Origin of the sequence: Nocardia sp. NPDC056000, from assembly GCF_042269265.1 — a bacterium.
GTDB lineage: Bacteria > Actinomycetota > Actinomycetes > Mycobacteriales > Mycobacteriaceae > Nocardia.
Window position 1 is genome coordinate 88,298 of record NZ_JBHJXS010000006.1, and the last position, 23,239, is coordinate 111,536.

16 protein-coding genes are annotated in these 23,239 nt (G+C 65.4%); 9 read left to right on the plus strand and 7 right to left on the minus strand.

The genetic code is table 11. The features are described 5' to 3' along the window. Window positions 1-131 precede the first annotated feature (131 nt). The 5 genes from ACFC4D_RS18925 to ACFC4D_RS18945 all read left to right on the plus strand — a co-directional run bounded on the left by ACFC4D_RS18925 (window position 132) and on the right by ACFC4D_RS18945 (window position 6,717). Entirely contained in the window at window positions 132-1,595 is a 1,464-nt protein-coding gene (locus tag ACFC4D_RS18925; RefSeq protein WP_364643189.1) for a fatty acid desaturase, read from the plus strand. A 99-nt stretch (window positions 1,596-1,694) separates the two neighbouring features. Then, window positions 1,695-2,855 carry a 3-oxoacyl-[acyl-carrier-protein] synthase III C-terminal domain-containing protein gene (locus tag ACFC4D_RS18930; RefSeq protein WP_364644183.1) on the plus strand — a complete coding sequence of 387 codons (1,161 nt, stop codon included), beginning with the start codon at window positions 1,695-1,697 and terminating at the stop codon, window positions 2,853-2,855. A gap of 36 nt (window positions 2,856-2,891) precedes the next feature. Further along, window positions 2,892-4,862, plus strand: a complete 1,971-nt coding sequence (locus tag ACFC4D_RS18935) for an ATP-binding cassette domain-containing protein (protein ID WP_376065002.1) — start codon at window positions 2,892-2,894, stop codon at window positions 4,860-4,862. Between the two features lie 44 nt (window positions 4,863-4,906). Next, window positions 4,907-5,776 carry a helix-turn-helix transcriptional regulator gene (locus ACFC4D_RS18940; protein ID WP_376065004.1) on the plus strand — a complete coding sequence of 290 codons (870 nt, stop codon included), beginning with the start codon at window positions 4,907-4,909 and terminating at the stop codon, window positions 5,774-5,776. A 149-nt stretch (window positions 5,777-5,925) separates the two neighbouring features. Next, the gene (locus ACFC4D_RS18945; RefSeq protein WP_376065006.1) at window positions 5,926-6,717 is read left to right on the plus strand and encodes an SDR family NAD(P)-dependent oxidoreductase; all 792 of its coding nucleotides are present in this window, start codon (window positions 5,926-5,928) and stop codon (window positions 6,715-6,717) included. A 142-nt stretch (window positions 6,718-6,859) separates the two neighbouring features. Here the strand turns inward: ACFC4D_RS18945 and uvrA are convergent, their stop codons facing one another. Both uvrA and ACFC4D_RS18955 read right to left on the minus strand, forming a co-directional pair. Beyond that, entirely contained in the window at window positions 6,860-9,886 is a 3,027-nt protein-coding gene (uvrA, locus tag ACFC4D_RS18950; protein WP_376065008.1) for an excinuclease ABC subunit UvrA, read from the minus strand. Window positions 9,887-10,008: 122 nt separating this feature from the next. Further along, window positions 10,009-10,839 carry a hypothetical protein gene (locus ACFC4D_RS18955; RefSeq protein ID WP_376065010.1) on the minus strand — a complete coding sequence of 277 codons (831 nt, stop codon included), beginning with the start codon at window positions 10,837-10,839 and terminating at the stop codon, window positions 10,009-10,011. Window positions 10,840-11,016: 177 nt separating this feature from the next. Here ACFC4D_RS18955 and ACFC4D_RS18960 point away from each other — a divergent pair, with 177 nt between their 5' ends. Then, a complete protein-coding gene (locus ACFC4D_RS18960; protein WP_376065012.1) occupies window positions 11,017-12,747 on the plus strand; it encodes a GAF domain-containing protein in 1,731 nt (576 codons plus the stop codon). Window positions 12,748-12,788: 41 nt separating this feature from the next. Here the strand turns inward: ACFC4D_RS18960 and ACFC4D_RS18965 are convergent, their stop codons facing one another. Continuing rightward, complete coding sequence (locus tag ACFC4D_RS18965; protein ID WP_376065015.1) at window positions 12,789-13,931, minus strand: beta-ketoacyl synthase N-terminal-like domain-containing protein; 1,143 nt, start codon at window positions 13,929-13,931, stop codon at window positions 12,789-12,791. Between the two features lie 225 nt (window positions 13,932-14,156). Here ACFC4D_RS18965 and ACFC4D_RS18970 point away from each other — a divergent pair, with 225 nt between their 5' ends. Together ACFC4D_RS18970 and ACFC4D_RS18975 are read left to right on the plus strand one after the other, a co-directional pair. Continuing rightward, a complete protein-coding gene (locus ACFC4D_RS18970; RefSeq protein WP_375967938.1) occupies window positions 14,157-15,491 on the plus strand; it encodes a diguanylate cyclase domain-containing protein in 1,335 nt (444 codons plus the stop codon). A gap of 269 nt (window positions 15,492-15,760) precedes the next feature. Continuing rightward, window positions 15,761-18,046: a HelD family protein gene (locus ACFC4D_RS18975; RefSeq protein WP_376065539.1), complete on the plus strand. Its 2,286-nt coding sequence runs from the start codon at window positions 15,761-15,763 to the stop codon at window positions 18,044-18,046. Window positions 18,047-18,109: 63 nt separating this feature from the next. Here ACFC4D_RS18975 and ACFC4D_RS18980 read toward each other — a convergent pair whose 3' ends face one another. From ACFC4D_RS18980 to ACFC4D_RS18990, 3 genes are all read right to left on the minus strand, one after another. After that, window positions 18,110-18,562: a universal stress protein gene (locus tag ACFC4D_RS18980; protein WP_375967940.1), complete on the minus strand. Its 453-nt coding sequence runs from the start codon at window positions 18,560-18,562 to the stop codon at window positions 18,110-18,112. 451 nt (window positions 18,563-19,013) lie between these two features. After that, entirely contained in the window at window positions 19,014-19,430 is a 417-nt protein-coding gene (locus ACFC4D_RS18985; RefSeq protein ID WP_364643213.1) for a DoxX family membrane protein, read from the minus strand. An 83-nt stretch (window positions 19,431-19,513) separates the two neighbouring features. Further along, on the minus strand, window positions 19,514-20,377 hold the full coding sequence (locus tag ACFC4D_RS18990) for a DUF6597 domain-containing transcriptional factor (RefSeq protein WP_376065018.1): 864 nt from the start codon (window positions 20,375-20,377) through the stop codon (window positions 19,514-19,516). Window positions 20,378-20,432: 55 nt separating this feature from the next. Here ACFC4D_RS18990 and ACFC4D_RS18995 point away from each other — a divergent pair, with 55 nt between their 5' ends. Next, window positions 20,433-20,903, plus strand: a complete 471-nt coding sequence (locus tag ACFC4D_RS18995) for a VOC family protein (protein WP_376065021.1) — start codon at window positions 20,433-20,435, stop codon at window positions 20,901-20,903. Between the two features lie 5 nt (window positions 20,904-20,908). Here ACFC4D_RS18995 and uvrB read toward each other — a convergent pair whose 3' ends face one another. Beyond that, entirely contained in the window at window positions 20,909-23,074 is a 2,166-nt protein-coding gene (uvrB, locus tag ACFC4D_RS19000; RefSeq protein ID WP_376065022.1) for an excinuclease ABC subunit UvrB, read from the minus strand. Between the last annotated feature and the right edge of the window lie 165 nt (window positions 23,075-23,239).

Genomic DNA, 23,239 nt, shown 5'->3' on the forward strand with positions numbered 1-23,239 from the left:
CAGTGAAATGCAAGGCTCCGCACAGACGATACCTACACAACGCTCAAACGCTGTGTGTGCGTATGGCTTTCCGGGGGCAGCGATGAACCTGATCGGCCGAACCGACAGCCGATCAGACATGGAGGAATGAGATGACGACCGACGACCGCCCAGAAATCGAGGAGCGGGAACTCCGTCAACCTCCGCCCGATGGCCCCCCTCCGGTATCGAACGTATGGGTTTATAACGGTAAAGCCTACGACCTCAGTGACTGGATTTCCAAGCATCCGGGCGGTGAGTTCTTCATCGGGCGAACGAAAAACCGGGATATCACCTCGATTATCGGTTCGTACCACAAGAATCCGGAAGGCATCGGCAAGCTGATCGAGCGGTACGCGCTCAATCGTGTTGCGCTGCCGGAGGATATCCATCCCAAGGCGAACGCGCCGGACTTCCTGTTCACCGAGGGCTTCGACAGCTGGCGGGACACCCCCAAGTACGCCTTCGACAACAAGGACGACCTGCTGCATCAGGTCAAGAAGCGGCTCAAGGAGCCGGAACTGGCCGCCCGCATCAAGCGGATGGACACCCTGTTCAACATTGTCGTTGCGGTACTTGCCATTTCGTACTTCGCCGTGCAGGGTCTGCGCCTGTTCGAGCGCAGCTGGATGCCGCTGCCGGTGTTCGTCATCGCCATGGTGCTGCTGCGCAGCTCGCTGGCCGGTTTCGGGCACTACGCCATCCATCGCGCCCAGAAGGGCATGAACAAGATCTATACGAATGCCTTCGACTTCAATTACGTCGCACTGGCTTTCGTCACCGCGGACGGGCACGCACTACTGCACCACCCGCACACCCAGAGTGAAGTCGACATCAAGAAGAACGTCTTCACCATGATGACGCGGATCCCCCGGCTCTACCGGATGCCGATCCACACCATCCACAAGTTCGGGCACACCGTCACCGGTATGACCATCCGCCTGCTGGACGTATGCCGCCTGACCCGCAAGGTCGGCATCAAGGATATGTACGGCACCTGGGGCGGGGCGCTACCGCACTTCATCGGCTCGTTCGGCGTGCGCTTCCTGCTGCTCGGCGAACTCATCCTGTTCACCGTGATGGGCGACTTCTGGGCCTGGGCACTGCAATTCGTGATCTCACTGTGGATCAGCACCTTCCTGGTGGTGGCCAGCCACGACTTCGAGGAAGAGGTCGAGGAGATCGAGACCAATACCGAGGACTGGGGCGTCAACCAGATCGAACAGGCCTACGACCTCAAGGTGATCGGCAACCGCTACATCGACTGCTTCCTGTCCGCCGGGCTCAGCTCGCACCGGGTGCATCACGTATTGCCTTATCAGCGCAGCGGTTTCGCCAATATCGCCACCGAGGACGTATTGCGGGAGGAGGCAGCCAAATTCGGGGTCGAATGGCTGCCCGCCAAGAGCTTCTTCACCGATCGTTTCCCGAAGCAGGTCGCGATCTATCTGTTTTCCCGCTCGGACGACGCCAAGGAACGCAACTGGGGTTTCTTCCGCGAACACTTCGCGCCGTCGGCACTGAAGACCTGCGCGGTCTACACCGTCCAGGGCTTCACCGGAATCGGCACGGTCTGAACCGATTCCGTTGACCGTCGCGCGCCACATTTTCACTGAAAGAAGGGGAGTAATTTCGTGACTATCACATTCAACGAGGGGGGCACCGCGCCCGTATCGATCGCCCGGCTTTCGGGTGGCGAGCACGGGTACGGCCGGATCGACACCGCACTGCCGCCCGCCCCGCCGACCACCGTCGGCGTAATCGAAAGCATCGCAACGGGTTCCCCGCTGCCGGTGATCGATCAGGGCGAGGCGGCCCAGCGGGTCGCCGAGCGGTTCAGCGATCCGGCGCAGCAGGCCCGCATTCCGCGGATCTACCAGAAGACCCGGATCGACACCCGCCGCCTGGCGATCGATCCGCTGGACGAGGAGTTCCTGCCGTTCAGCTCCAAGCCCGCCACCATTCGCGAGCGGATGAATCTGTTCTACGAGCACGCCGCACCGCTGGCGGTCGATGTGGCACGGCGCGCGGTCGCCGGGCTGGACGATCCGGCCGCGCAGATCGGGCTGCTGGTCTTCGTCACCAGCACCGGATTCATCGCTCCCGGAGTCGATGTCGCCGTGGTCAAGCAGCTGGGGCTGTCCCCCGCCGTCGGCCGCGTGGTGGTGAACTTCATGGGCTGCGCCGCCGCCATGAACGGTATGCGCACCGCCGTGGACTACGTCCGGGCCCATCCGGATAAGAAGGCCATGGTCATCTGCATCGAAATCAGTTCGGTGAACGCGGTTTTCGACGATGACATCAATGACGTCATCACGCACAGCCTGTTCGGCGACGGCTGCGGCGCGGTGGTGATCGGCGCGGGTCAGCCGCATCAGCAGCTCGCCCCCGGCAAGATCGTCATCCGGGACAGCTTCAGCTACCTGTTCGACGACGCCGAGGACGGCATCGTGCTGGGCGTCAATGACAACGGCATCACCTGCGAACTCGCCGAGAGCCTGCCGCAGTACATTCTGCGCGGGGTCGATCCGGTGGTCTCGGAAGTGCTGGGGCGCAATGGACTCGACAAGTCCGATATCGACCTGTGGGCCATCCACCCGGGTGGACCCAAGATCATCGAGCAGTCCGCCGCCTCGCTCGGCATCCCGGTCGAGCAGGCCGCGGTGAGCTGGGACGTGCTGGCGCGCTACGGCAATATGCTCAGCGTCTCGCTGATCTTCGTGCTGGAAGAGATGGCGCGCCAGGCGGATTCGCCCAAGCCGCTCTCCACCGGCGTCGCGTTCTCCTTCGCGCCGGGCGTGACGCTCGAAGGCATCCTGTTCGACATCGTCCGCTGATCATCCTCGCGCACAGCACCTTTCAGAGAGCAAGCCATGCAACTCATCAGATTCCTCATCTCGATCTCCTGGATGCGGATCGCGGCCGTCATCACCGCCGGCCTGATCTGCGGCGCCGCCAACACCTACCTGGTGACGCTGATCCGCGGGGTCGTATCACCCGAACCGCATCCGCAGGTGACCGTATGGGCCTTCGCGGCCACCGGTCTGGTGATCCTGGTGAGTGGCGTGCTCTCCCAGGTGCTGCTGGTGCGGCTGGCACAGGACGCCATCTACCGGCTCCGCGCGGAGCTGAGCTCGGGCATCGTCTCGGCTCCGCTGGAGCATCTGGAACGACTCGGCATGCACCGGCTCATGGCCACGCTGACCGAGGACGTTCGATCGCTGTCACAGGCGGTCACCGCGATTCCGAGCATCGCCGTCGATGTGGCGACCATCATCGGCTGCTTCATCTTCCTGGTGGTGCTCTCGGGACCGATCTTCGCCATCACGCTGGTCGGCACCATTATCGGAATCTCCTCCGTCGAACTGTTTCTCAAGCGGGTGCGGGTGCTGTACCGCGAGGCGCGCGAGAACGATGACGCACTGCTGCGCTCCTTCCAGGCGGTGACGCTGGGCATCAAGGAACTCAAGCTGCATCGCGGGCGGCGCAGGGACTTCATGGACCGGCATCTGCTGGGATCGGCTCGGGCACTGCGGGATCAGAATGTGGAGGCCGGATCGCGGTTCTCCATCGGACAGGGGCTGGGACAGGGCTTGCAGCTCGCCACCATGGCGCTGATCCTGTTCGTGGTCGCCAAATCCCTTGGCGTGCACCAGGATGTCATGGTCGGCTACGTGCTGGTCACCACCTTCCTGGCGATGCCGATGCAGAACTTCATGCACCGGATTCCGGATCTGCTGCGAGGTGATGTGGCGCTGGCCAAGATTCGCGGCATGAACCTCTCGATGGAGACCGCGCACAATGAATCGCTGCTGCCGTACAGCGATCGGCCCGCGGCCACCGAGGCGCGGCTGGAGCTGACCAATGTCAGCTACAACTACCGGTACGAGGCGCGTTCGCCGATGGACGAGGGGCCGGGTGGACCACCGCCGGGCACCGGACCGCATCCCGGTGGACGGCCGGAGGCGGCGAATCCCGAAGGCGCGCCGACTCTTCCGGGTGAGGCACCCGGCGGACGTCCGGGCGGTCCGCCCGGTGGACATCCGCCGCATCCGGGTGGTCACCCCGGGGGCGTGGGGGCGCATCGTCCCGGCGGGCCTCCGCCGCCGCGGCGCGGAGCGCATCCCACCGGACCCGATGTGAACGGTCATCGTTGGGTCGATCACGGTAAGCGCGATCCGCGGCCGGTGCCCGTCATGGCGATGCCGGAGGTGGGTGAAGGCGACGGATTCCGTTTGGGTCCAATCGATCTCACCTTCGAACCCGGTCAGATCACCTTCATCGTCGGCGGTAACGGCAGCGGCAAATCCACGCTCGCCAAGCTGATCACCGGGCTGTACGTGCCGCGTTCGGGCACGGTCAGCCTCAATGGCGAACGCATCGACCACGAGAATATCGAGTGGTTCCGGCAGAACGCCTCGGCCATCTTCACCGATTTCCATCTCTTCGACGACTACCTCGGCTTCGACCGCCCCGGCATCGATGACGAAGTGCGGCACTATCTCGAGGAATTGCAGATCGCGCACAAGGTGACCGTCCAGGACGGCAAGCTCTCCACCATCGACCTGTCCCAGGGACAGCGAAAGCGGCTGGCGCTGTTGACCGCACTGCTGGAGGATCGCGCGATCTACCTCTTCGACGAGTGGGCCGCCGATCAGGAACCCAAGTTCCGCGATGTGTTCTACACCGAGATCCTGGCCGAGTTGAAGGCGCGCGGTAAGACGGTCATCGTCATCACCCACGACGACCGCTACTTCCACCTCGCCGATCAACTGGTCAAACTCGACTTCGGCAAGCTCACCGAGGCCGAGGCCACCGCCGGACTCGCACCCGGCACGGAATAGGGCGGGCGCGGAGTAAGACCGGACCCGTCGTTGTTGCCCGAAGCATGGTCAGCGAATCATCGGCAACGAAGCAGCGGCGACGGGAACAGCTCCGCGATTTCCTGCGCACCCGCCGGGCGCGCCTGACGCCCGGCGACGTCGGCCTACCGCCGGCGGGCACGCGACGCACCCCCGGACTCCGCCGGGAGGAAGTCGCTCTGCTCGCCGGCGTCGGCGTTTCCTGGTACACCTGGCTCGAACAGGGACGCGATATCAACCCCTCCGCCGACGTACTCGAAGCGGTAGGACGAGCACTCCAGTTGAGCCAGCCCGAACGAGCGCACCTGTTCGTGCTCGCGGGACTGAATCCACCACCGGCGCAACGCGTTCCGGAGTCGCGAGTAAGTGCGGAACTCCAGCAGCTGATCGATGCCTGGACACCGCGACCCGCCATTCTGCGCGACCGGTACTGGAACATCCTGGCCATCAACGACGCCACCCGCGCCGTCTTCGGCTACGACGACAGCGATCAGAACTGCCTGATCACCTTCTTCACCAACGCCCGCTACCGCGGCATCCACGCGCACTGGGAGCGGGTCGCCCCGACCATCGTGGCCGCCTTCCGCGCCGAGACCGCGCACCTGCCCGATGATCCGGAACTGCGCCGGGTGATCACCGAATTGACCGCGCTCAGCCCGGAATTCGCCGAACTGTGGGCACAGCACGATGTGGCAGCACCCACCCAGGAGGTCAAGGCCATCACTCATCCCAGCGCGGGTGAACTGTATTTCGACACAACCACACTCGCCGTCATCGATCACCCGGGGTGGTACCTGGAGCTGTACAACCCCAAGGCCGGAACAGGGACGCTGGAGCGGGTGGACGGACTGCTCGCCGAACCGGTGTGGATCCCGGCCACAAGCACGCCGGGATGACGGGGCGGCATGACCCGGGGACAGAAGCGGGGCGGGAACGGCGCGGGAACGGGAGGCGAGGCGAGGGCTGATGGCGGGAGCCTGGTGGTGGCGGACCCAGGTTGACTGCGCACTGTTTGCTCGCGGGCGTGCTCGGCAGGCTGAATGCCATGACGCACAGCACTTCTCGATTTCAGGACAAGATCGCACTCATTACCGGCGGTACCAGCGGTATGGGATTGGCGACCGCGCACCGACTGCTGGCCGAGGGCGCGAACGTGATCATTACCGGGCGGAGTAAGAAGCGACTCGATGCCGCCGTCGCCGAACTCGAACGGGGACTGCCGGAAGGCGCTGCGGCGGAACGGGTGCTGGCGATCGTGGGCGATGTGGGCGATCGCGTGGATCTGACCACGCTGATCGACACCATCCGGCAGCGGTTCGGACGGCTGGACGTGCTGTTCGCCAATGCGGGCATCGGGTCGTTCGGACCGGTCGGAGAGGTGACCGAGGAGGAATTCGATCGGGTGATCGGGGTCAACTTCAAGGGCGTGTATTTCACCATCCAGCAGGCGCTTCCACTGCTGGTGGACGGATCGGCGATCGTGATCAACGCCTCCTGGACCCTGCATCGCGGACTCCAGGGCGCAACCGTCTACTCAGCGACCAAGGCCGCCGTGCACAATCTCGGCCACACCCTCGCGGCAGATCTCGCGCCGCGCCGGATCCGCGTCAACTCGGTCAGCCCGGGCTATATCGAAACCCCGATGTTCCACGAGGCCGTGTCGGTGGACGCTCACGCCGAGGTCATCTCGGCCGTAGCAGCGGCCCGGCTCGGCACCGCCGAGGATGTGGCGTCCGCGGTCGCCTTCCTCGCATCACATGAGGCGTCGTACATCAACGGCCAGGACCTCATCATCGACGGTGGTCTGGTCGCGGCCATCCCCGGCGGCATGCTCTGAGAGCCTGCCCGCTGGCACGGCATGAAGGATCTTCCCCCCGTCATCCGGGCATGCTTTTGGCCGGGATCCACATCGGCGGCTGATGCAACCGTGGTGTGGATCCCGGCCAAGAAGCGCGCCGGGATGACGGAGGCGGCTGGCGTCAGCGCAGGGCGGCGGCCTTGCGGCGGGCTGCTGCGGCCTTTTTCGCTGCCGCGTCGGCGGGCTTCTTCTCCGCGGCCGTGGTTTTCTTGGCGGTGCTGCTGGTCTTGGCGGCGGCGGCCTTCTTTGCCGGGGCCTTCTTCGCCGGGGCAGCTGCGGCCTTGGGGGCGGGCTGGGATTCCAGGACCGTCTTCAGGAATTGGCCGGTGTAGCTGTCCGCTACGGCGGCAATGTCTTCCGGGGTGCCTTCGGCGATGACCTGGCCGCCGCCGGAACCGCCTTCGGGGCCCATATCGATGACCCAGTCGGAGGTCTTGATGACATCGAGGTTGTGTTCGATGACGATCACCGAATTGCCCTTGTCGACAAGGCCGTTGATGACCTTGAGCAGCTTGCGGATGTCCTCGAAGTGCAGGCCGGTGGTGGGCTCGTCGAGGATGTAGATGGTGCGGCCGGTGGAGCGCTTCTGGAGTTCGGCCGCGAGCTTGACGCGCTGCGCCTCACCGCCAGACAGGGTCGGCGCGGGCTGGCCGAGGCGGACGTAGCCGAGGCCGACGTCCACCAGCGTCGCCAGGTAGCGGTGGATGGAGGTGACCGGTTCGAAGAATTCGGCGGCCTCCTCGATCGGCATATCCAGGACCTCGGCGATGGTCTTGCCCTTGTAGTGCACCTCGAGGGTTTCGCGGTTGTAGCGCGCGCCGTGGCAGACCTCGCACGGGACGTAGACGTCGGGCAGGAAGTTCATCTCAATCTTCAAAGTGCCGTCGCCCGAGCAGGCTTCGCAGCGGCCGCCCTTGACATTGAAGGAGAACCGGCCGGGCTGATAGCCGCGCACCTTGGCCTCGGTGGTGGCGGCGAACAGGGTGCGGATCTTGTCGAACACGCCGGTGTAGGTGGCGGCGTTCGAGCGCGGGGTGCGGCCGATCGGCGACTGATCGACCTGCACCAGCTTGTCCAGATGATCGAGACCGTTCACGCGGGTGTGACGACCCGGAACCTGGCGCGCACCATTCAGTTTATTGGCGAGCACGGTCGCGAGAATATCGTTGACCAGCGTGGACTTACCCGACCCGGACACACCCGTGATCGAGGTGAGAATGCCCAGCGGGAAATTCACATCGATATTCCGCAGATTGTGTTCGACCGCGCCCACCACGGTGAGCTGCTTCTTCTTGTCCATCGGCCGCCGAATCAGCGGCACCTCGATGCTCTCGCGGCCGGAAAGGTATGCGCCGGTGAGGGATTTGGGATCGGTCAGCAGACCCGGATACGGACCGGAGTACACCACCTCACCACCGTGTTCACCGGCGAGCGGGCCGATATCGACCACCCAGTCCGAGGCGTGAATGGTGTCCTCATCGTGTTCGACCACGATCAGCGTATTGCCGAGAGTCTTGAGCCTGGTGAGGGTTTCGATCAACCGGCGATTATCGCGCTGATGCAGGCCGATGGACGGCTCGTCGAGGACGTACAGCACGCCGACCAGTCCGGAACCGATCTGGGTGGCGAGCCGAATGCGCTGCGCCTCACCACCGGACAGCGTTGCGGCGGCACGGGACAGCGACAGATATTGCAGGCCGACATCGAGCAGGAAGCCCAGCCGCGCCTGAATCTCCTTGATCACCTGCGCGGCGATCGCGGCCTGCCGGTCGTCGAGGGTCAGCGAGTTCAGGAAGTCCGCGGCATCGCCGATGGACAGGTCCGAGATATCGGCGATGGAGCGGTCCTGCTCCCCCGCGCGCAGCGTGACGGCCAGGATCTCCGGGCGCAGGCGCGCGCCATTGCAGACCGGGCACGGGATATCCCGCATGTACCCGTCGTAATACTCCTTGGCCGATTCGGATTCGGTGTTGTCCATGCGCCGCTGCAGGAACGGCATCACACCTTCGAAATCGGCGTAGTACGAACGCTTGCGGCCGTACCGGTTGGTGTACGAGACGTGCACCTGTTCGGAACTGCCCTCCAGCACGGCCTTTCGGGCCTTGGGCGGCAGATCCTGCCAGGCGGTGTCCATGGAGAAACCCATCGCCTCGGCCAGGCCGGACAGCAGACGGGTGAAGTATTCGGCGGTCTGCCCGCGCGACCACGGCGCGATCGCGCCCTCGCCCAGGCTCAATTCCGCATCGGGCACAACGAGATCCGGATCGACCTCCTTGCGAATACCCAGACCGGTGCAATCGGGGCAGGCACCGTACGGCGAGTTGAAGGAGAACGAGCGCGGCTCGAGATCCTCGATATCGAGCGGATGCCCGTTCGGGCAGGCCAGCCGCTCGGAGAAGCGACGCTCACGATCGTGCGCGTGTTCATCGCGATCCACGAAATCGAGCACCACGACGCCGTCGGCCAGCCGCAGAGCCGTCTCGATCGAATCGGTCAGGCGTTGTTTGGACGTGGGCTTCACGGCGAGACGGTCGATGACCACCTCGACATCGTGCTTCTCCTGCTTCTTCAGCTTGGGCGGATCGGTCAGCGGGTACACCACGCCGTCGACCCGCACGCGCGAATAGCCCTGCCCGTTCAGCGATTCGAAGAGATCCACGAATTCGCCCTTGCGGGTGCGCACCACGGGCGCGAGCACCTGGAACTTGATGCCCTCCTGCATGGCGAGCACCTGATCCACGATCTGCTGCGGCGACTGCTTCTCGATGAGATGACCGCACGTCGGGCAGTGCGGGGTGCCCGCGCGCGCGAACAGCAGGCGCAGATAGTCGTAGACCTCGGTGATCGTACCGACCGTGGACCGCGGATTGCGGTTGGTCGACTTCTGATCGATGGACACCGCGGGCGAGAGGCCCTCGATGAAATCCACATCGGGCTTATCCATCTGCCCGAGGAATTGCCGGGCGTATGCCGACAGCGATTCCACATAGCGGCGCTGCCCCTCGGCGAAGATGGTGTCGAACGCCAGCGAGGACTTACCGGACCCGGACAACCCGGTGAACACGATAAGACTGTCGCGGGGTAGGTCGAGATCGACCCCTTTCAGGTTGTGCTCCCGCGCTCCACGCACCGTCAGGCGATCCGCCACCGGCCATCCTTCCAACGTTTCGGCATCAAGACATACCCCCGACGCCATGCTAGGCGTGCCCACCGACAAGTTCGGTTACGCACGCGGAAACGCTGGTCAGATGAAGGAAATTGCGCGCGAGGTCACTCCGGGACGAGTCGGTCCGTGAACCACAACGACTGTTCGGACCCGGATTGTTCCGGGATGTTCCGGCGCACACACGGCACCACGATCGCGCGCGGCTGTAAACCGCGATCGCGCGGGCGTTCCTCCGAGCCCGCCGCGGTGACCAGGGCCAGGTCACCGTCGAATCGGCGGTACAGCAGCCGACCCCGATGGGTGTCCGGATCGGTGTAGAACAGGTACGGCGATCCGCCCAGGCATAGTCGAGCGGCGGCCTCGTCCTCATGCAGTGCGGGCACGCTGTCGCGATGGCGGCGCACCGGCCGCACACCTTCGGCGCCGTTCCAGCACACCACCGCGTCCGCGCCGGTCTCGGCGTCGATATAGAGGTGCGCGTCGAAATCCATCGCGTCCAGGATCCGGGCGGCCGCGCCGGCGGTGGACACCTGTAGTCGGCAATCCTTGCGCCGCACGATCGGGCGCGGATCGGTGACCAGGGCCAGCGCGGGCCGCGCCGGATCGGGCCAGGGCCGGGACGCTTCCTCCGGTGGGCAGCCCAGCCGCAGGTCCAGGCGCTCCAAAGCGAAGGTGGTCGCGAAGCGTCCCGGCCCGGCGACCTGTACCCGGAACGCCTTCCCCAGCGTCCGGATCGATATTTGGGTCAACGTGTGCTCATCATCGGAGTCGGGCCAGTGCAGGCGTGCCCGCACCGGCCCTTCCACCCCGTGGCGCCGCAGGATTCTGCCCAGTCCGCGCACCACGCGGGTCACTTCGGCGGCCGGTACGGGCCCGCGCGTGGTCACCACGAAATCCTCGTCACTTCCACTGGACCACACATCGAATCCGCCCATAGCCGACCCACTTTCCCGATTCCGACCCGGCAACCCGCTCCTATGACAACACGCTCGCGTACGTGGCCGACAGGGGCGAAGGTCCCAATCCGGGCTATTTTTTGGAAATTCTTCCGCTAAAAAGTTGGCGGATGGTTGCATGGGGTGGAATCGGTTGCCGGACAAGGCAGGACGAGCATGCACGAAACGCACCGCACGGGCCCCTACTCCGTACGCGACACACTGTCCCAACTGCGGTTACGGGAATTGCTGACCGAGGTCAAGGACCGCGTCGAGCAGATCATCGACGCCCGCGATCGCATCGACGGACTGGTCGAGGCGATGCTCGCGGTCACCTCCGGACTCGACCTCGATCAAACCCTGCGCACCATCGTGCGTGCGGCCACCAGTCTGGTCGACGCCCGCTACGGTGCGCTCGGCGTACGCGGGCACGATCAGCAGCTGACCCAGTTCATCTATCACGGCATCGATGAACCGACGCGGGTGCTCATCGGCGCGCTGCCGGAGGGCAACGGGGTGCTCGGACTGGTCGCCGAACAATCCAAACCCATTCGGCTGGACGACCTTACGCGGCATCCGGCCTTCGTCGGATTTCCCGAACACCATCCGCCCATGCGCACCTTCCTGGGAGTGCCGGTGCGCATTCGCGGTGAGATGTTCGGCAATCTGTACCTGGCCGAGAAATCCGGCGGGCATCCCTTCACCGAGGACGACGAGGTGCTGATGCAGGCGCTGGCCGCGGCCGCCGGTATCGCCGTCGACAATGCCCGGCTCTACGAATCCGCGCGCACCCGGCAGGCCTGGATCGAGGCGACCCGCGATATCGCCACCGAATTCCTGGCCGATACCGATCCCACCAAAGTGCTCGCGCACGTGGTGGAACACGCCCGCGAACTCACCGCCTCCCAGCGCGCGCTGCTCGCGGTGGTCGCCGATCCCGAGACACCGCCCGAGGATGTCACCGAACTGGTGATCGCGCAGTGGTCCGGACCGGGCGGCGGTGCGGACGGTAAGACCGTGCGCACCATCGGCACCGCGGTCGGGCACGCGCTGACCACCCGCACCCCGCTGCGCTTCGACGATGCCCGGCAGGTGGATCTGGGCAAGACCATTCCGGGAATCGGACCGGCGCTGGTGCTGCCGCTGCACACCCCCGATTCCACGCTGGGCGTGCTGATCATCCTGCGCGCCGCCGAATCCAGTCCGTACCCGGACGAATTGGTGGAGCTCATCGCGGCGTTCACCGATCAGGCCGCGCTGGCAATGCAATTGGCGGTGGCGCAGCGGCGCATGCGCGAGCTCGACATCCTCACCGATCGCGATCGGATCGCCCGGGATCTGCACGATCACGTCATCCAAAGGCTCTTCGCCATCGGGCTCTCGCTCCAAGGCACGGTGCCCCGCGCCCGCGTTCCCGAAGTGGCGCAACGGCTTACCGACACCATCAACGATCTGCAGGATGTGGTGGAGGAGATCCGCACCTCCATCTTCGATCTGCACGGCGGCAACGGGCACAGCACCCGGCTGCGCCAGCGCCTCGAGCGGGCGATCAAACAGCAGACCACGGCCACCGGGATCCGCGCGCTCATGCATGTGACCGGACCGCTGTCGGTGGTCGAACCCGCGCTCGCCGATCACGCCGAAGCCGTTGTGCGCGAGGCGGTCAGCAATGCGGTGCGGCATTCGGGCGGCGACACCATCACCATCGATATCGGGGTGGCGGACGATCTCACCATCGTCGTCGCCGATAACGGCTGCGGAATTCCGGACGGCATCACACCCAGCGGACTGACCAATCTCGCGCATCGCGCCGAACAGTCCGGCGGGCGGCTCGCGGTCTACCCGCAGCGCGATACCGCGGGCGAGCAGACCGGCACGAAATTGAATTGGTCGGTCCCGCTGCACTGAACGAGCCCGTCGACGCGGATCCGGTTGTCCCCGAATCGGGCTCAGACCGGCCCGAGCACCAGCGCGGAGTTGTTGCCGCCCATACCGAGCGCGGTTTTCAGGGTGATGCCGTCACCGCCGGAGATCACGCCGTCCACCAGGCGGGCATGCGCGGGCGCGACGATCGGCGCCGACACCACCACACCGCGGTCGTATCCCATTGCCACGGCGGCGACTTCGACGCCCGCCGAGGCCGCCTGACAGTGCCCGGTCAGCGGTTTGGTCGCGCAGACCAGCGGCTTGTTCTCGAAAAGTTCGGCCAGCAGCGCGGTTTCGGCGTCATCGCACTGCTGGGTGCCCGAACCGTGCGCGTTCAGATACGCCACCTCGTCCGGTCGCACCGCGGCATTGGCCAGGGCGCGGCGCACGCATTCGAAGATGTGCTCGTGCGAAGGCTCCACGGAGATCACGTGATAGCCGTCATTGGTCATGGCCCCGCCCAGCACCGCCGCATAGGGCCGGTCCGCCTCGCGGGTCACCACGAACGCGGTGGACGCCTCACCCCAGCTGAAACCGCGACTGCCCTCCTGGAACGGACGGCAGGCGACGAGCGGCTCCACATCGGTGACGGCCGCGCCGAGGGATTCGAAGTGCTCCACCATGTCCGGGGTCGCGGACAGATCCGACGCGACCACCACCACATCGTCCGCGATGCCTTGCGCCAGCCACAGCTGCGCGGTGATCAACGCCGCGTTCGCCGAGGAACACGCCGCCGTCACATTCATGGCGGGACCGTGGAAACCGAACTCCCGCATCAGGTTCGCATTCGGGGTCGAGGGCAGTAATCGCAGATAGTCCCGGGCGCGCCGATGCCCGTGATCCTCGACATAGAAATCCCGCCACTCGTACACATTGCCCAGCACGATGGCGTGCAGCAGACCCACGGTGCGACCGGGCCGCCAGCCGCGCGCGGTGGCGTCGGCGACGGCCTCGCGCACCGATTCCTGCACCGCGCGCACATAGCGACTGGGGCCGATTTCCGGATCACCGCCGTCCGGCACGCGGGCAACCCATCCGTGCCGATCGCGTTCGGGGCCGTACCCTGGATGCAACCGGGCTGCGGGCTTACCGCTCAGCAAACCCTCCCAGAGGGCTTCTCGACCCCAGCCGTACCCGGTGACGGCACCGATTCCGGCAATGGTCATATGATCTTGGTGCTGTATCGCAGTGTTCGGAGCGGGGTTGGTGCCAGGCATTGCATCGATCCTTCCCAGAGCCGGTGCCTGTAATGATCACCACCAACAGGCCGATGCTGTGCGGAACTGTGATTGATCCAATACGTTCGGCGCGGTTTCCAGCAAACCCCGCCGCTCACACCATAGTGCCGTGCTCCAGCGAAGCGTTTCAACGACGACCAGGGGGTGCTTGAGGTGGTTGGTAACGATCGGGCAAACTCCCCGACCGATGCCGAACAGCTGGCCCAGCGGTACCGCACGCTGGTGGAACACAGCCCGGACGGGGTTGTGGTCCACGAACGCGGCACGATCGTCTACGCCAATCCGGCCATGGTGCGGCTGCTGGGGGCCACGGAGATCGACGAAGTCGTCGGACAGCCGGTCACCAATTTCGTGATGGCGCGCGATGTGCCCGCCATGCTGGAACGCATTCGCAGACTCACCATCGCCGGAACCGCTTCCGAGCCCGCCGAATTGGTGCTCGTGAAGATCGACGGCAGCACCGTCGAAGCCGAAACCGTCTCGGTGCTCACCGCCTGGCATGAACGACTCGCCTATCAGGTGGTGGTGCACGACCTCACCCCGCAACGACGCGCCGAGGCCGCGCAGGCACGCGCCGAACAGTTCTTCACCACCGTGGTCTCGCAATTGGAGGAGGGCGTGGTGGTCATCGACCGGGACGGGCGCATCGAATCCGCGAATCCGGCCGCGCGCCGCATATTCGGTTATGACGCCGACGATCTCGTCGGCACGCATCTCAACGACATACCGCTGTGCCTGCTGGACGCCAACGCCCAGCCCATGCCGCCGTCCTGGTATCCGGTGATCCGCACGCTGGCGACCGGAGAAACGGTGACGCGCTTCGTATTCGGAGTGGACCGGCCCGACGGGCAGCGGCGCTGGCTGTCCGCGAGCAGCCGGTTGCTCAATCCCGAGGACCCGAATTCACCCGCGGTGTCATCGTTCAACGACATCACCGAATTCCGGGCCAGCCGAAGGCAATTGGAGTACCAGGCCACCCACGATCCGCTCACCGGGCTGGCCAATCGGGCGCTGGTGCTGTCCCGGCTCGCGGGGGCGCTGGGCACCAGCGAGGCGCTGCCGGTGTCCACGGTGCTGTTCATCGATCTGGACGGTTTCAAGACCATCAACGACACGCTCGGGCATGCCATCGGCGATACCGTGCTGCAGATCGTGGCGCAGCGGTTGCAGCGCGGCCTGCGCTCGGACGACATCGTGGGGCGCATCGGCGGGGACGAATTCCTGGTGCTGCTGTCCGGGCGCACCCTCGGCGAGGATCTGGAGGCGCTGGTCACCAGATTGCGGCAGACCATGGCCGAGCCGATCATCGCGCGCGGGCATCGCATCCAGGTGAATGCCTCGATCGGCATCACACCGCTGCATCCCGGTGACGGGCGCACCCCCGAAGCCGTGCTGCACGATGCCGATCTGGCCATGTACCGGGCCAAACCGCCCGGGCACCGGGACACCACGCTGAGCCGGCGCAGTGATTCCACGCATGCCTCCTGAACCGATGCGCCGACCCGGTTTCCGCGCCACACGTCACGGTTGACCTGCCGGTACGGCGCGTCGGGCAAACGGGAACTAGACTCGATAACTCTGTTCTCGATGGTTCGCGCGCTGTGCGCGTACAGCACCGCGTGGTGACAAGGAGTTCCGTTTTGCCCGACCTCACCGAGGAGCGTTCTGTGTCCGCGTCCAGTTCCGATGCCAAGACCGCGGCGGAACTGGAACGCGAACAGCAGCACCTGACCCTGCTCTACGAGCGGCTCGACGGAATGCGCGAATACGCGCAGCGACGACTGCGCACGGTGCTGCTGGAAACCGGCGGCACACCGCAGGCCCGCAGTGAACGGGAATCGTTCACCCAGTTGTATTCGGAGGATCTATCCAAGTACGACGCGGCCGAGCACGGATTGTGCTTCGGCCGCATCGATCTCGCGCCCGAGAGCGCGGACGGCTCCGGGGACGGCGCTTCGGGCAACGGGAGCTCCGGCAATAACAGCTCCGGTAATGGGAGTTCGGCGAACGGGGACGCCCCGCCCGAGAGCGAGCGCCGGTATATCGGCCGCATCGGCATCCTCGACGAGGCCGCCGATTACGAGACACTGCTGCTGGATTGGCGCGCCCCCATGTCGCGGCCGTTCTACCTGGCCACCACCGCCGCCCCGGACGGGGTAACCAGGCGGCGGCATATCCGCACCCGCAATCGCAAGGTCACCTCGGTCAACGACGAATACCTCGATCTGGAGACCGCCCGCCGCGACGGCGTCATCAACGATGACGGCGGCGTGGGCAGCGAGAGCGCGCTGCTGGCCGCGCTCAATGCCGCGCGCACCGGGCATATGAACGACATCGTCGAGACCATTCAGCACGAGCAGGACGCCATCATCCGCTCCGAGCACAAGAGCGTGCTGGTGGTGCAGGGCGGGCCGGGTACCGGCAAAACCGCCGTGGCGCTGCATCGTGCGGCGTACCTGCTGTACACCTACCGGCAGCAGCTGGACAAGGCCGGTGTGCTGATCATCGGGCCGAACTCGACCTTCCTGGATTACATCGGGCAGGTGCTGCCCTCGCTTGGTGAGACCGGGGTGCTGCTGTCCACCATCGGCGATCTGTATCCGGGAGTGCGCGCCACGCTGGAGGATTCGCTGCGCGCCGGGGAACTCAAGGGTTCCCTGGACATGCTCGAGGTGCTCAAGAAGGCCGTGCGGGATTGGCAGGAGATTCCCAAGGATCCGATCCGGCTGCACTTCGACGGGCGCGAACTCACCCTGGATCGGCGCATCGTCACCAAGGCGCGCGGGCGGGCGCGGTCCTCGCGGCGACCGCACAATCTGGCGCGGCCGATCTTCGCGGCGGGCGTGGTGGACGCGCTCACCGATCAGCTGGCGCAGATCATCGGCGCGGATCCGCTGGGCGGGCGAAACCTGTTGAGCCAGACCGATCTCACCGAGATCCGCGATGAGATGCGGGCCGACGCCGATATCCAGCGCGCCATCGCCGGACTGTGGCCGCTGCTCACCCCGCAGGACGTACTGGGCGGGCTGTGGGCCGATGCCAAACGACTCGCCAACGCAGCCTCGCAGTTGAGCCCGGAGGATCGGGCCGAACTGGCGCGCAGCGATAACGGTGAATTCAGCGCCGCCGACGCGCCGCTGCTGGACGAGCTCGCCGAACTGCTCGGCATCGATGACAGTGAGGAGCGTGAGCGCTCCCGCCGCCGCTGGCGCGCCCAGCTCGCCGAGGCGCAGGACGCTCTCGATATCCTCACCGGCTCAGCGCCACAGGATCTCGAGGATGAGCTCGATCCCGAACTGCTCATGGCGTACGACCTCATCGACGCCAGTCAGCTCGCCGAACGCCAGCAGGTCCGCACCAGCCAGACCACCGCCGAACGCGCCGCGGGCGACCGCACCTGGACCTACGGGCATGTCATCGTCGATGAGGCGCAGGAGCTTTCGGAGATGGCGTGGCGAATGGTGATGCGGCGCATCCCGAATCGCTGGATCACCGCCGTCGGCGATGTGGCCCAGACCGGTGACCCGGCGGGCGCGTCGTCCTGGCAGCAGGTGCTGGAACCCTATGTGGCCAAACGCTGGAAGCTCACCGAGTTGACCGTCAACTACCGCACCCCGGCGGAGATCATGGCGGTAGCGGCGGATGTGCTCGCCGAGATCGATCCCGGTGCGGCCATTCCGCGATCGGTCCGCGATTCGGGCTTCGAACCCGCCGCGCATCGAGTCACCGCCGGGCAACTCGCCGATGAGGTGGGCCGCCTGGTCACCGCCGAGGCCGAGCACCCCGGCACCACCGCGGTCATCGTGCCGCACGAACTGGCCGCGAAACTCGCTCACCTGGCAACGGATTCGGCCCGCGTGCTCACCGTGCACGATGTGAAGGGCCTGGAATTCGACGCGGTCATCCTCGTCGAACCCCGGCAAATCCTGGACGAATCCCCCCGCGGCATGAACGACCTCTACGTGGCCCTGACCCGCGCCACCCAGCGCCTGGCCGTGGTGCACACCGAGGATCTCCCCCCGGTACTGAATCGCCTGGCCTGACGAGCCCCCGGACAAAGCGAAGCGGCCGTGACCAACTGGTCACGGCCGCTTCGTTGTTCAACGTCAGCGCACGGTGTGCACGATCAGTACGTCGCTGCGGGACTTGCGGGCCACGTCCGAGGGGACGGAGCCGAGCAGGCGACCCGCGAGGGTGTTGAGGCCGCGGTTACCGACGACGAGCAGGTCGGCGTCGACTTCCTTGAGCAGGGCGAGCAGGGATTCCACGGGCTCACCGACGACGGCCTTCTCGACCACGTTGGCGGCGCCGGCGGCGGCGGCCTTATCGCGTGCGACGCGCAGGATCTCGCTCGTCGGCGCGGAGCCGCGCACCTGGTAGGCCTCGTCCTTGAGCACGTCGGCGGCGGCGGCGACATCACGGTCATCCGTCGGGTAGTACGCGCAGGCGATGTACAGCGTCGCACCCTCGTCGCCGGCCAGAGCCGCGGCCCGCTCGACGGCGACGTACGACGAGTCCGAGCCATCGGTACCGACGACAATCGTCCGGTAGGCGGTCATTCTCTCCTCCAAGTACAAGGGTCGGGGTCGTGGCGTCCACCTTCGTGGTTACCGCCTCGACAACTGCGCCTGACAATAGCGGCATAACCGGCGGAAATTTTCGATATCGCCCCACATCACACTCGCGTGCCGTGCCGGATACAACGCACATTCTGTGACGTCGGCCGATAGGGCCCGCACTACCAGCGAATTCGGCGGGCGTTTGTGAGACCTCCCAGAAATCGTCAACCGCATTGCGCGCCTGGGACTTTCATCACAACGGTGGAATTCGCCCGGATACGGCGCGGCCCATCCGGTGCGAGGCGCGCACCGGATGGGCCGTGAAACCGCTACCTCACAGCTCGTGATAGTCGGCCCAGAACCAGCCGAGAATCACGCTGAGGATGGTCATCCTCGCTCCTGTCGCTACGGCCGATCATTGACGCGCAATACTAACGCGCCGGGCCGGGCATCAGAGGCTGAAAAGCGGTCCGGTCAGCGTCAATCCGAGATCGTGGCCGACATAGGCGAAGAAGGCGAAGAGCATGAGCGCCGCGCCCGCCAGCGACAGATCCTTATTGAACGAGATCATCTCGGTCTGCTTGGCCTGCGGATCGGTTTCCTTCCAGAACGCGTGCATGATGAACGCGGTCGGGACCAGGAAGATGACCAGCAGCAGGGCGCCCAGATCCGCCCAGACGCCGAGCAGCACGCTCAGCCCGCCGAGCAGCAGCAGTACCCCGGAGCCCAGCACCGACAATCGGGCTGCCGGAACCCCTTTGAATTGCGCGTACTGCGCCATGGCCTCGGACTGGGTCAGATGCCCGACCGCCGAGGAGAGGAACAGTAGAACGAACAGGATCCGTCCGATCAACACCAGCACATCCATGGCCCGCTCCTTAGTCGATTCCTGCCATAGGGTGATACGGCAACCAACCACATCAGGGGCGTGCACATTCCCGATCTTGCTGTTCAGGAGGGTAGCGAGGTCTTGGCGTATTCCAGCGGAGGCATTCCGATCTCGGTCGCGAACTCGCGGGAGAAGTGCGCCTGATCGAAGTAGCCGAGGTCCAGTGCGAGCGCGGCCAGATCCGAGCTGCGGCCCTGCGCGAGCAGATGCGCGCCGTCCTGGAGCCGGAAGCGGCGCAGCACCCATTTCGGGCTGACGCCGACATACCGGCGGAACAGGCGTTGCAGGGTGCGGATCGGAATGTCGAAGAGTTCGGTGACCTGGTCGACGCGGGTGAGATCGCGATCGGATTCCATCGCGTCGATAATGCTCAGCACCAGGTGGTAGGAAGTGTCGTCGGCGACGGCGCGGCGGTCGATGGCCTCGATGAGGAAGTCCTCCACCAGCTTTCGGCGCTGTTCCAGCTCGGCGGTGGCCAGCACGCGTTCGGACAGGCCCGCCGCATCGGGCAGCACCTCGGTGACCGGGAGCGCGGTATCGCGCAGCGCCCCCACATCCATTCCGGTGAACGCACCGAACCCGCCGGAACGGAACTTCACGCCGAAAGTGTCACCGACACCGGACAATTCGCGCACATACTTGGTGGTCCAGACACCGGTGACGAAACCACCGCGCCGATCGTGCGCGTTCTCGAAGGTCAGATTCACCACCGGAAAACCCAGTACCTCGGCCGTATACGGCGGCAGGCCGGTGCGATCCCAGTGCACCGACCAGTAGAACTCGACATAGCGCGCGACCTGCTCCCCCGCCGGCAAACGGGCGTGATTGCTGGCCGCGATCTGTTCGCGCGGGCGCAGAATGCCCTTGGCGGTCTCCGGCGGCGGCACCGGGCGGCGGCCCGGCGGCGGCGCATCAGCGCTGGTCATGAGGCTGTCGCTTTCTTACAAGATCCGCGGCGGCAGGACGAGCAGAGTGATTGCCATGAGCAACGCAGTGAATCCGATCCCGGAGAACTACCACTCCATCACCTGCTACCTGACCGTCCCCGACGGCAATAGGGCCCTGGACTTCTATACGACCGTGTTCGGCGCGAAGGTGGTGAGCCGCAACGATCTTCCCGACGGCCAGCCCGCGCACGCCGAACTGCTGATCGGCGACTCCACCATCCAGGTCGGCATGCCGATTCCGGAGAGCGGCCTCGTCGCCCCGAATGGCGAGACCCTGAACACCAGCATCGTGCACTACTGCCCGGATGTGGACGGCGTGATCGAACGCGGCCGCGACGCCGGGGCGCGCATCGCGGACGAACCGGCCACCTTCGTCACCGGTGACCGCTACGCCGTCCTCTACGACCCCTTCGGCTACCGCTGGGTCTGCATGACCCGTGTCGAGGACGTCCCCCGCGAAGAGGCCGAGCGCCGCGTCAACGAATGGATGGCCCAGCAGGGCTGATTCGCTCATTGCAATCCGGCGGCGTCCATACCGCGGAGCTCCTTCTTCAGGTCGGCGATCTCATCGCGCAGGCGGCCCGCGAGCTCGAATTGCAGTTCGCGGGCGGCGTTCATCATTTGCGCGGTCATATCCTTGACCAGGTCCGCGAGTTCGGCGCGGGGCATGGATTTGACGTCGCGGCCCTCGAAGACGCCCGCCGACACCGCGCGCCCGGGTTCGCCCTGGGCGCGACGGCCGCGGCTGGAGTTGCGGCCGGAACCGCCCACCTCGACCTCGGTCTCCTCGGCCTCGCGATAGACGGTGTCGAGAATGTCATTGATCTTCTTGCGCAACGGTTTCGGATCGATACCGCGCTCTTCGTTATAGGCGACCTGCTTGGCGCGGCGGCGTTCGGTCTCGCTGATGGCGTGCGCCATGGAGTCGGTGATCTTGTCCGCGTACATGTGGACCTCACCGGAGACATTGCGCGCCGCGCGGCCGATGGTCTGGATGAGGCTGGTGCCGCTGCGCAGGAAGCCCTCCTTATCGGCGTCCAGAATCGCGACCAGCGATACCTCGGGCAGGTCCAGGCCCTCGCGCAACAGGTTGATGCCGACCAGCACGTCGTATTCGCCGAGTCGCAACTGGCGCAACAACTCCACGCGGCGCAGGGTGTCGATCTCCGAATGCAGATAGCGCACCCGAATGCCCAGGCCCAGCAGATAATCGGTGAGATCCTCGGACATCTTCTTGGTGAGCGTGGTGACCAGCACGCGCTCATCGCGCTCGGTGCGCAACCGGATCTCGTTCACCAGATCGTCGATCTGGCCCTTGGTCGGCTTCACCACCACGTGCGGGTCGACCAGACCGGTCGGGCGAATCACCTGTTCGACGAATTCGCCGCCGGACTGGCCCAATTCGTACTTGCCCGGGGTCGCGGACAGATACACCGTCTGCCCGATGCGGTCCGCGAACTCCTCCCAGGTGAGCGGCCGATTGTCGACCGCGGACGGCAGCCGGAAACCGAACTCCACCAGGTTCCGCTTACGCGACATATCGCCCTCGTACATGCTGCCGATCTGCGGCACGGTCACATGCGATTCGTCGATGACGAGCAGGAAATCATCCGGGAAGTAATCGATCAGGGTGGCGGGGGCGGTGCCCGCGCCACGGCCGTCGATATGGCGCGAGTAATTCTCGATGCCCGAGCAGAAGCCGACCTGCCGAATCATTTCCAGGTCGTATTGCGTGCGCATGCGCAGCCGCTGCGCCTCCAGCAATTTGCCCTGCTTCTCCAATTCGGCCAGGCGCGTTTCGAGTTCGGCCTCGATATCCTTCACCGCGCGTTCCATACGTTCCGGACCCGCGACGTAATGGGTGGCCGGGAAAATGCGGACCATATCGACCTGCCGCACCACATCACCGGTGAGCGGATGCAGATAGTAGAGCGCCTCGATCTCGTCACCGAAGAATTCGATGCGGATCGCCAATTCCTCATAGCTGGGAATGATTTCGACGGTATCGCCGCGCACCCGGAAACTGCCGCGCGTGAACGACATGTCATTGCGGGTGTACTGCACATCGACCAGCAGCCGCAGCAGTTTGTCGCGGTCCACCTCATGACCGACCTCGAGCTCGATCGAGCGGTCGAGATAGGACTGCGGGGTGCCGAGACCGTAGATGCAGGACACCGACGCCACCACCACGACATCGCGCCGGGACAGCAGGCTCGACGTGGCCGAATGCCGCAGGCGCTCGACATCGTCGTTGATCGAGCTGTCCTTCTCGATATAGGTGTCGGTCTGCGCGATGTACGCCTCGGGCTGGTAGTAGTCGTAGTACGAGACGAAGTACTCGACCGCGTTGTTCGGCAGCATCTCGCGCAGCTCATTGGCCAACTGCGCGGCGAGGGTCTTGTTCGGGGCCATGACCAGCGTGGGCCGCTGCAACTTCTCGATGAGCCAGGCGGTGGTGGCCGATTTACCGGTACCGGTGGCGCCGAGCAGCACCACATCGCGCTCACCGCTGTTGATGCGCTTCTCCAGTTCGGCGATGGCCGCGGGCTGGTCACCGGCGGGCACATGCTCGCTGACCACCTGGAACTGCCCCTCGGTCCGCTCGATATCACCGATGGGCCGATGCTCCGAATGCGCCAGCGGCCGGTCTTCGGGGATCTCGGATGCGAAAGCCATGCTCACAGCCTAGAACGACCCACCGACAGGTTCACGCGGACCGTGATCTCGGCGGGCGTGCCGCCCCCGCCGGGACCCACCCTTCCGACCGCACGGTTTGATGCTGGAGCATTCCTCTTTCCAATGGGTCAATTGTCCGAATTATTGTTTCTCCCAAGAAAGTTC

Coding starts and splice junctions, on each gene's coding strand:
- ACFC4D_RS18925 (WP_364643189.1), top strand. CDS start 132: ATGACGACCGACGACCGCCCAGAAATCGAGGAGCGGGAACTCCGTCAA.
- ACFC4D_RS18935 (WP_376065002.1), top strand. CDS start 2,892: ATGCAACTCATCAGATTCCTCATCTCGATCTCCTGGATGCGGATCGCG.
- ACFC4D_RS18940 (WP_376065004.1), top strand. CDS start 4,907: ATGGTCAGCGAATCATCGGCAACGAAGCAGCGGCGACGGGAACAGCTC.
- ACFC4D_RS18945 (WP_376065006.1), top strand. CDS start 5,926: ATGACGCACAGCACTTCTCGATTTCAGGACAAGATCGCACTCATTACC.
- ACFC4D_RS18955 (WP_376065010.1), bottom strand. CDS start 10,839: ATGGGCGGATTCGATGTGTGGTCCAGTGGAAGTGACGAGGATTTCGTG.
- ACFC4D_RS18960 (WP_376065012.1), top strand. CDS start 11,017: ATGCACGAAACGCACCGCACGGGCCCCTACTCCGTACGCGACACACTG.
- ACFC4D_RS18965 (WP_376065015.1), bottom strand. CDS start 13,931: ATGACCATTGCCGGAATCGGTGCCGTCACCGGGTACGGCTGGGGTCGA.
- ACFC4D_RS18975 (WP_376065539.1), top strand. CDS start 15,761: ATGCGCGAATACGCGCAGCGACGACTGCGCACGGTGCTGCTGGAAACC.
- ACFC4D_RS18980 (WP_375967940.1), bottom strand. CDS start 18,562: ATGACCGCCTACCGGACGATTGTCGTCGGTACCGATGGCTCGGACTCG.
- ACFC4D_RS18985 (WP_364643213.1), bottom strand. CDS start 19,430: ATGGATGTGCTGGTGTTGATCGGACGGATCCTGTTCGTTCTACTGTTC.
- ACFC4D_RS18990 (WP_376065018.1), bottom strand. CDS start 20,377: ATGACCAGCGCTGATGCGCCGCCGCCGGGCCGCCGCCCGGTGCCGCCG.
- ACFC4D_RS18995 (WP_376065021.1), top strand. CDS start 20,433: ATGAGCAACGCAGTGAATCCGATCCCGGAGAACTACCACTCCATCACC.
- uvrB (WP_376065022.1), bottom strand. CDS start 23,074: ATGGCTTTCGCATCCGAGATCCCCGAAGACCGGCCGCTGGCGCATTCG.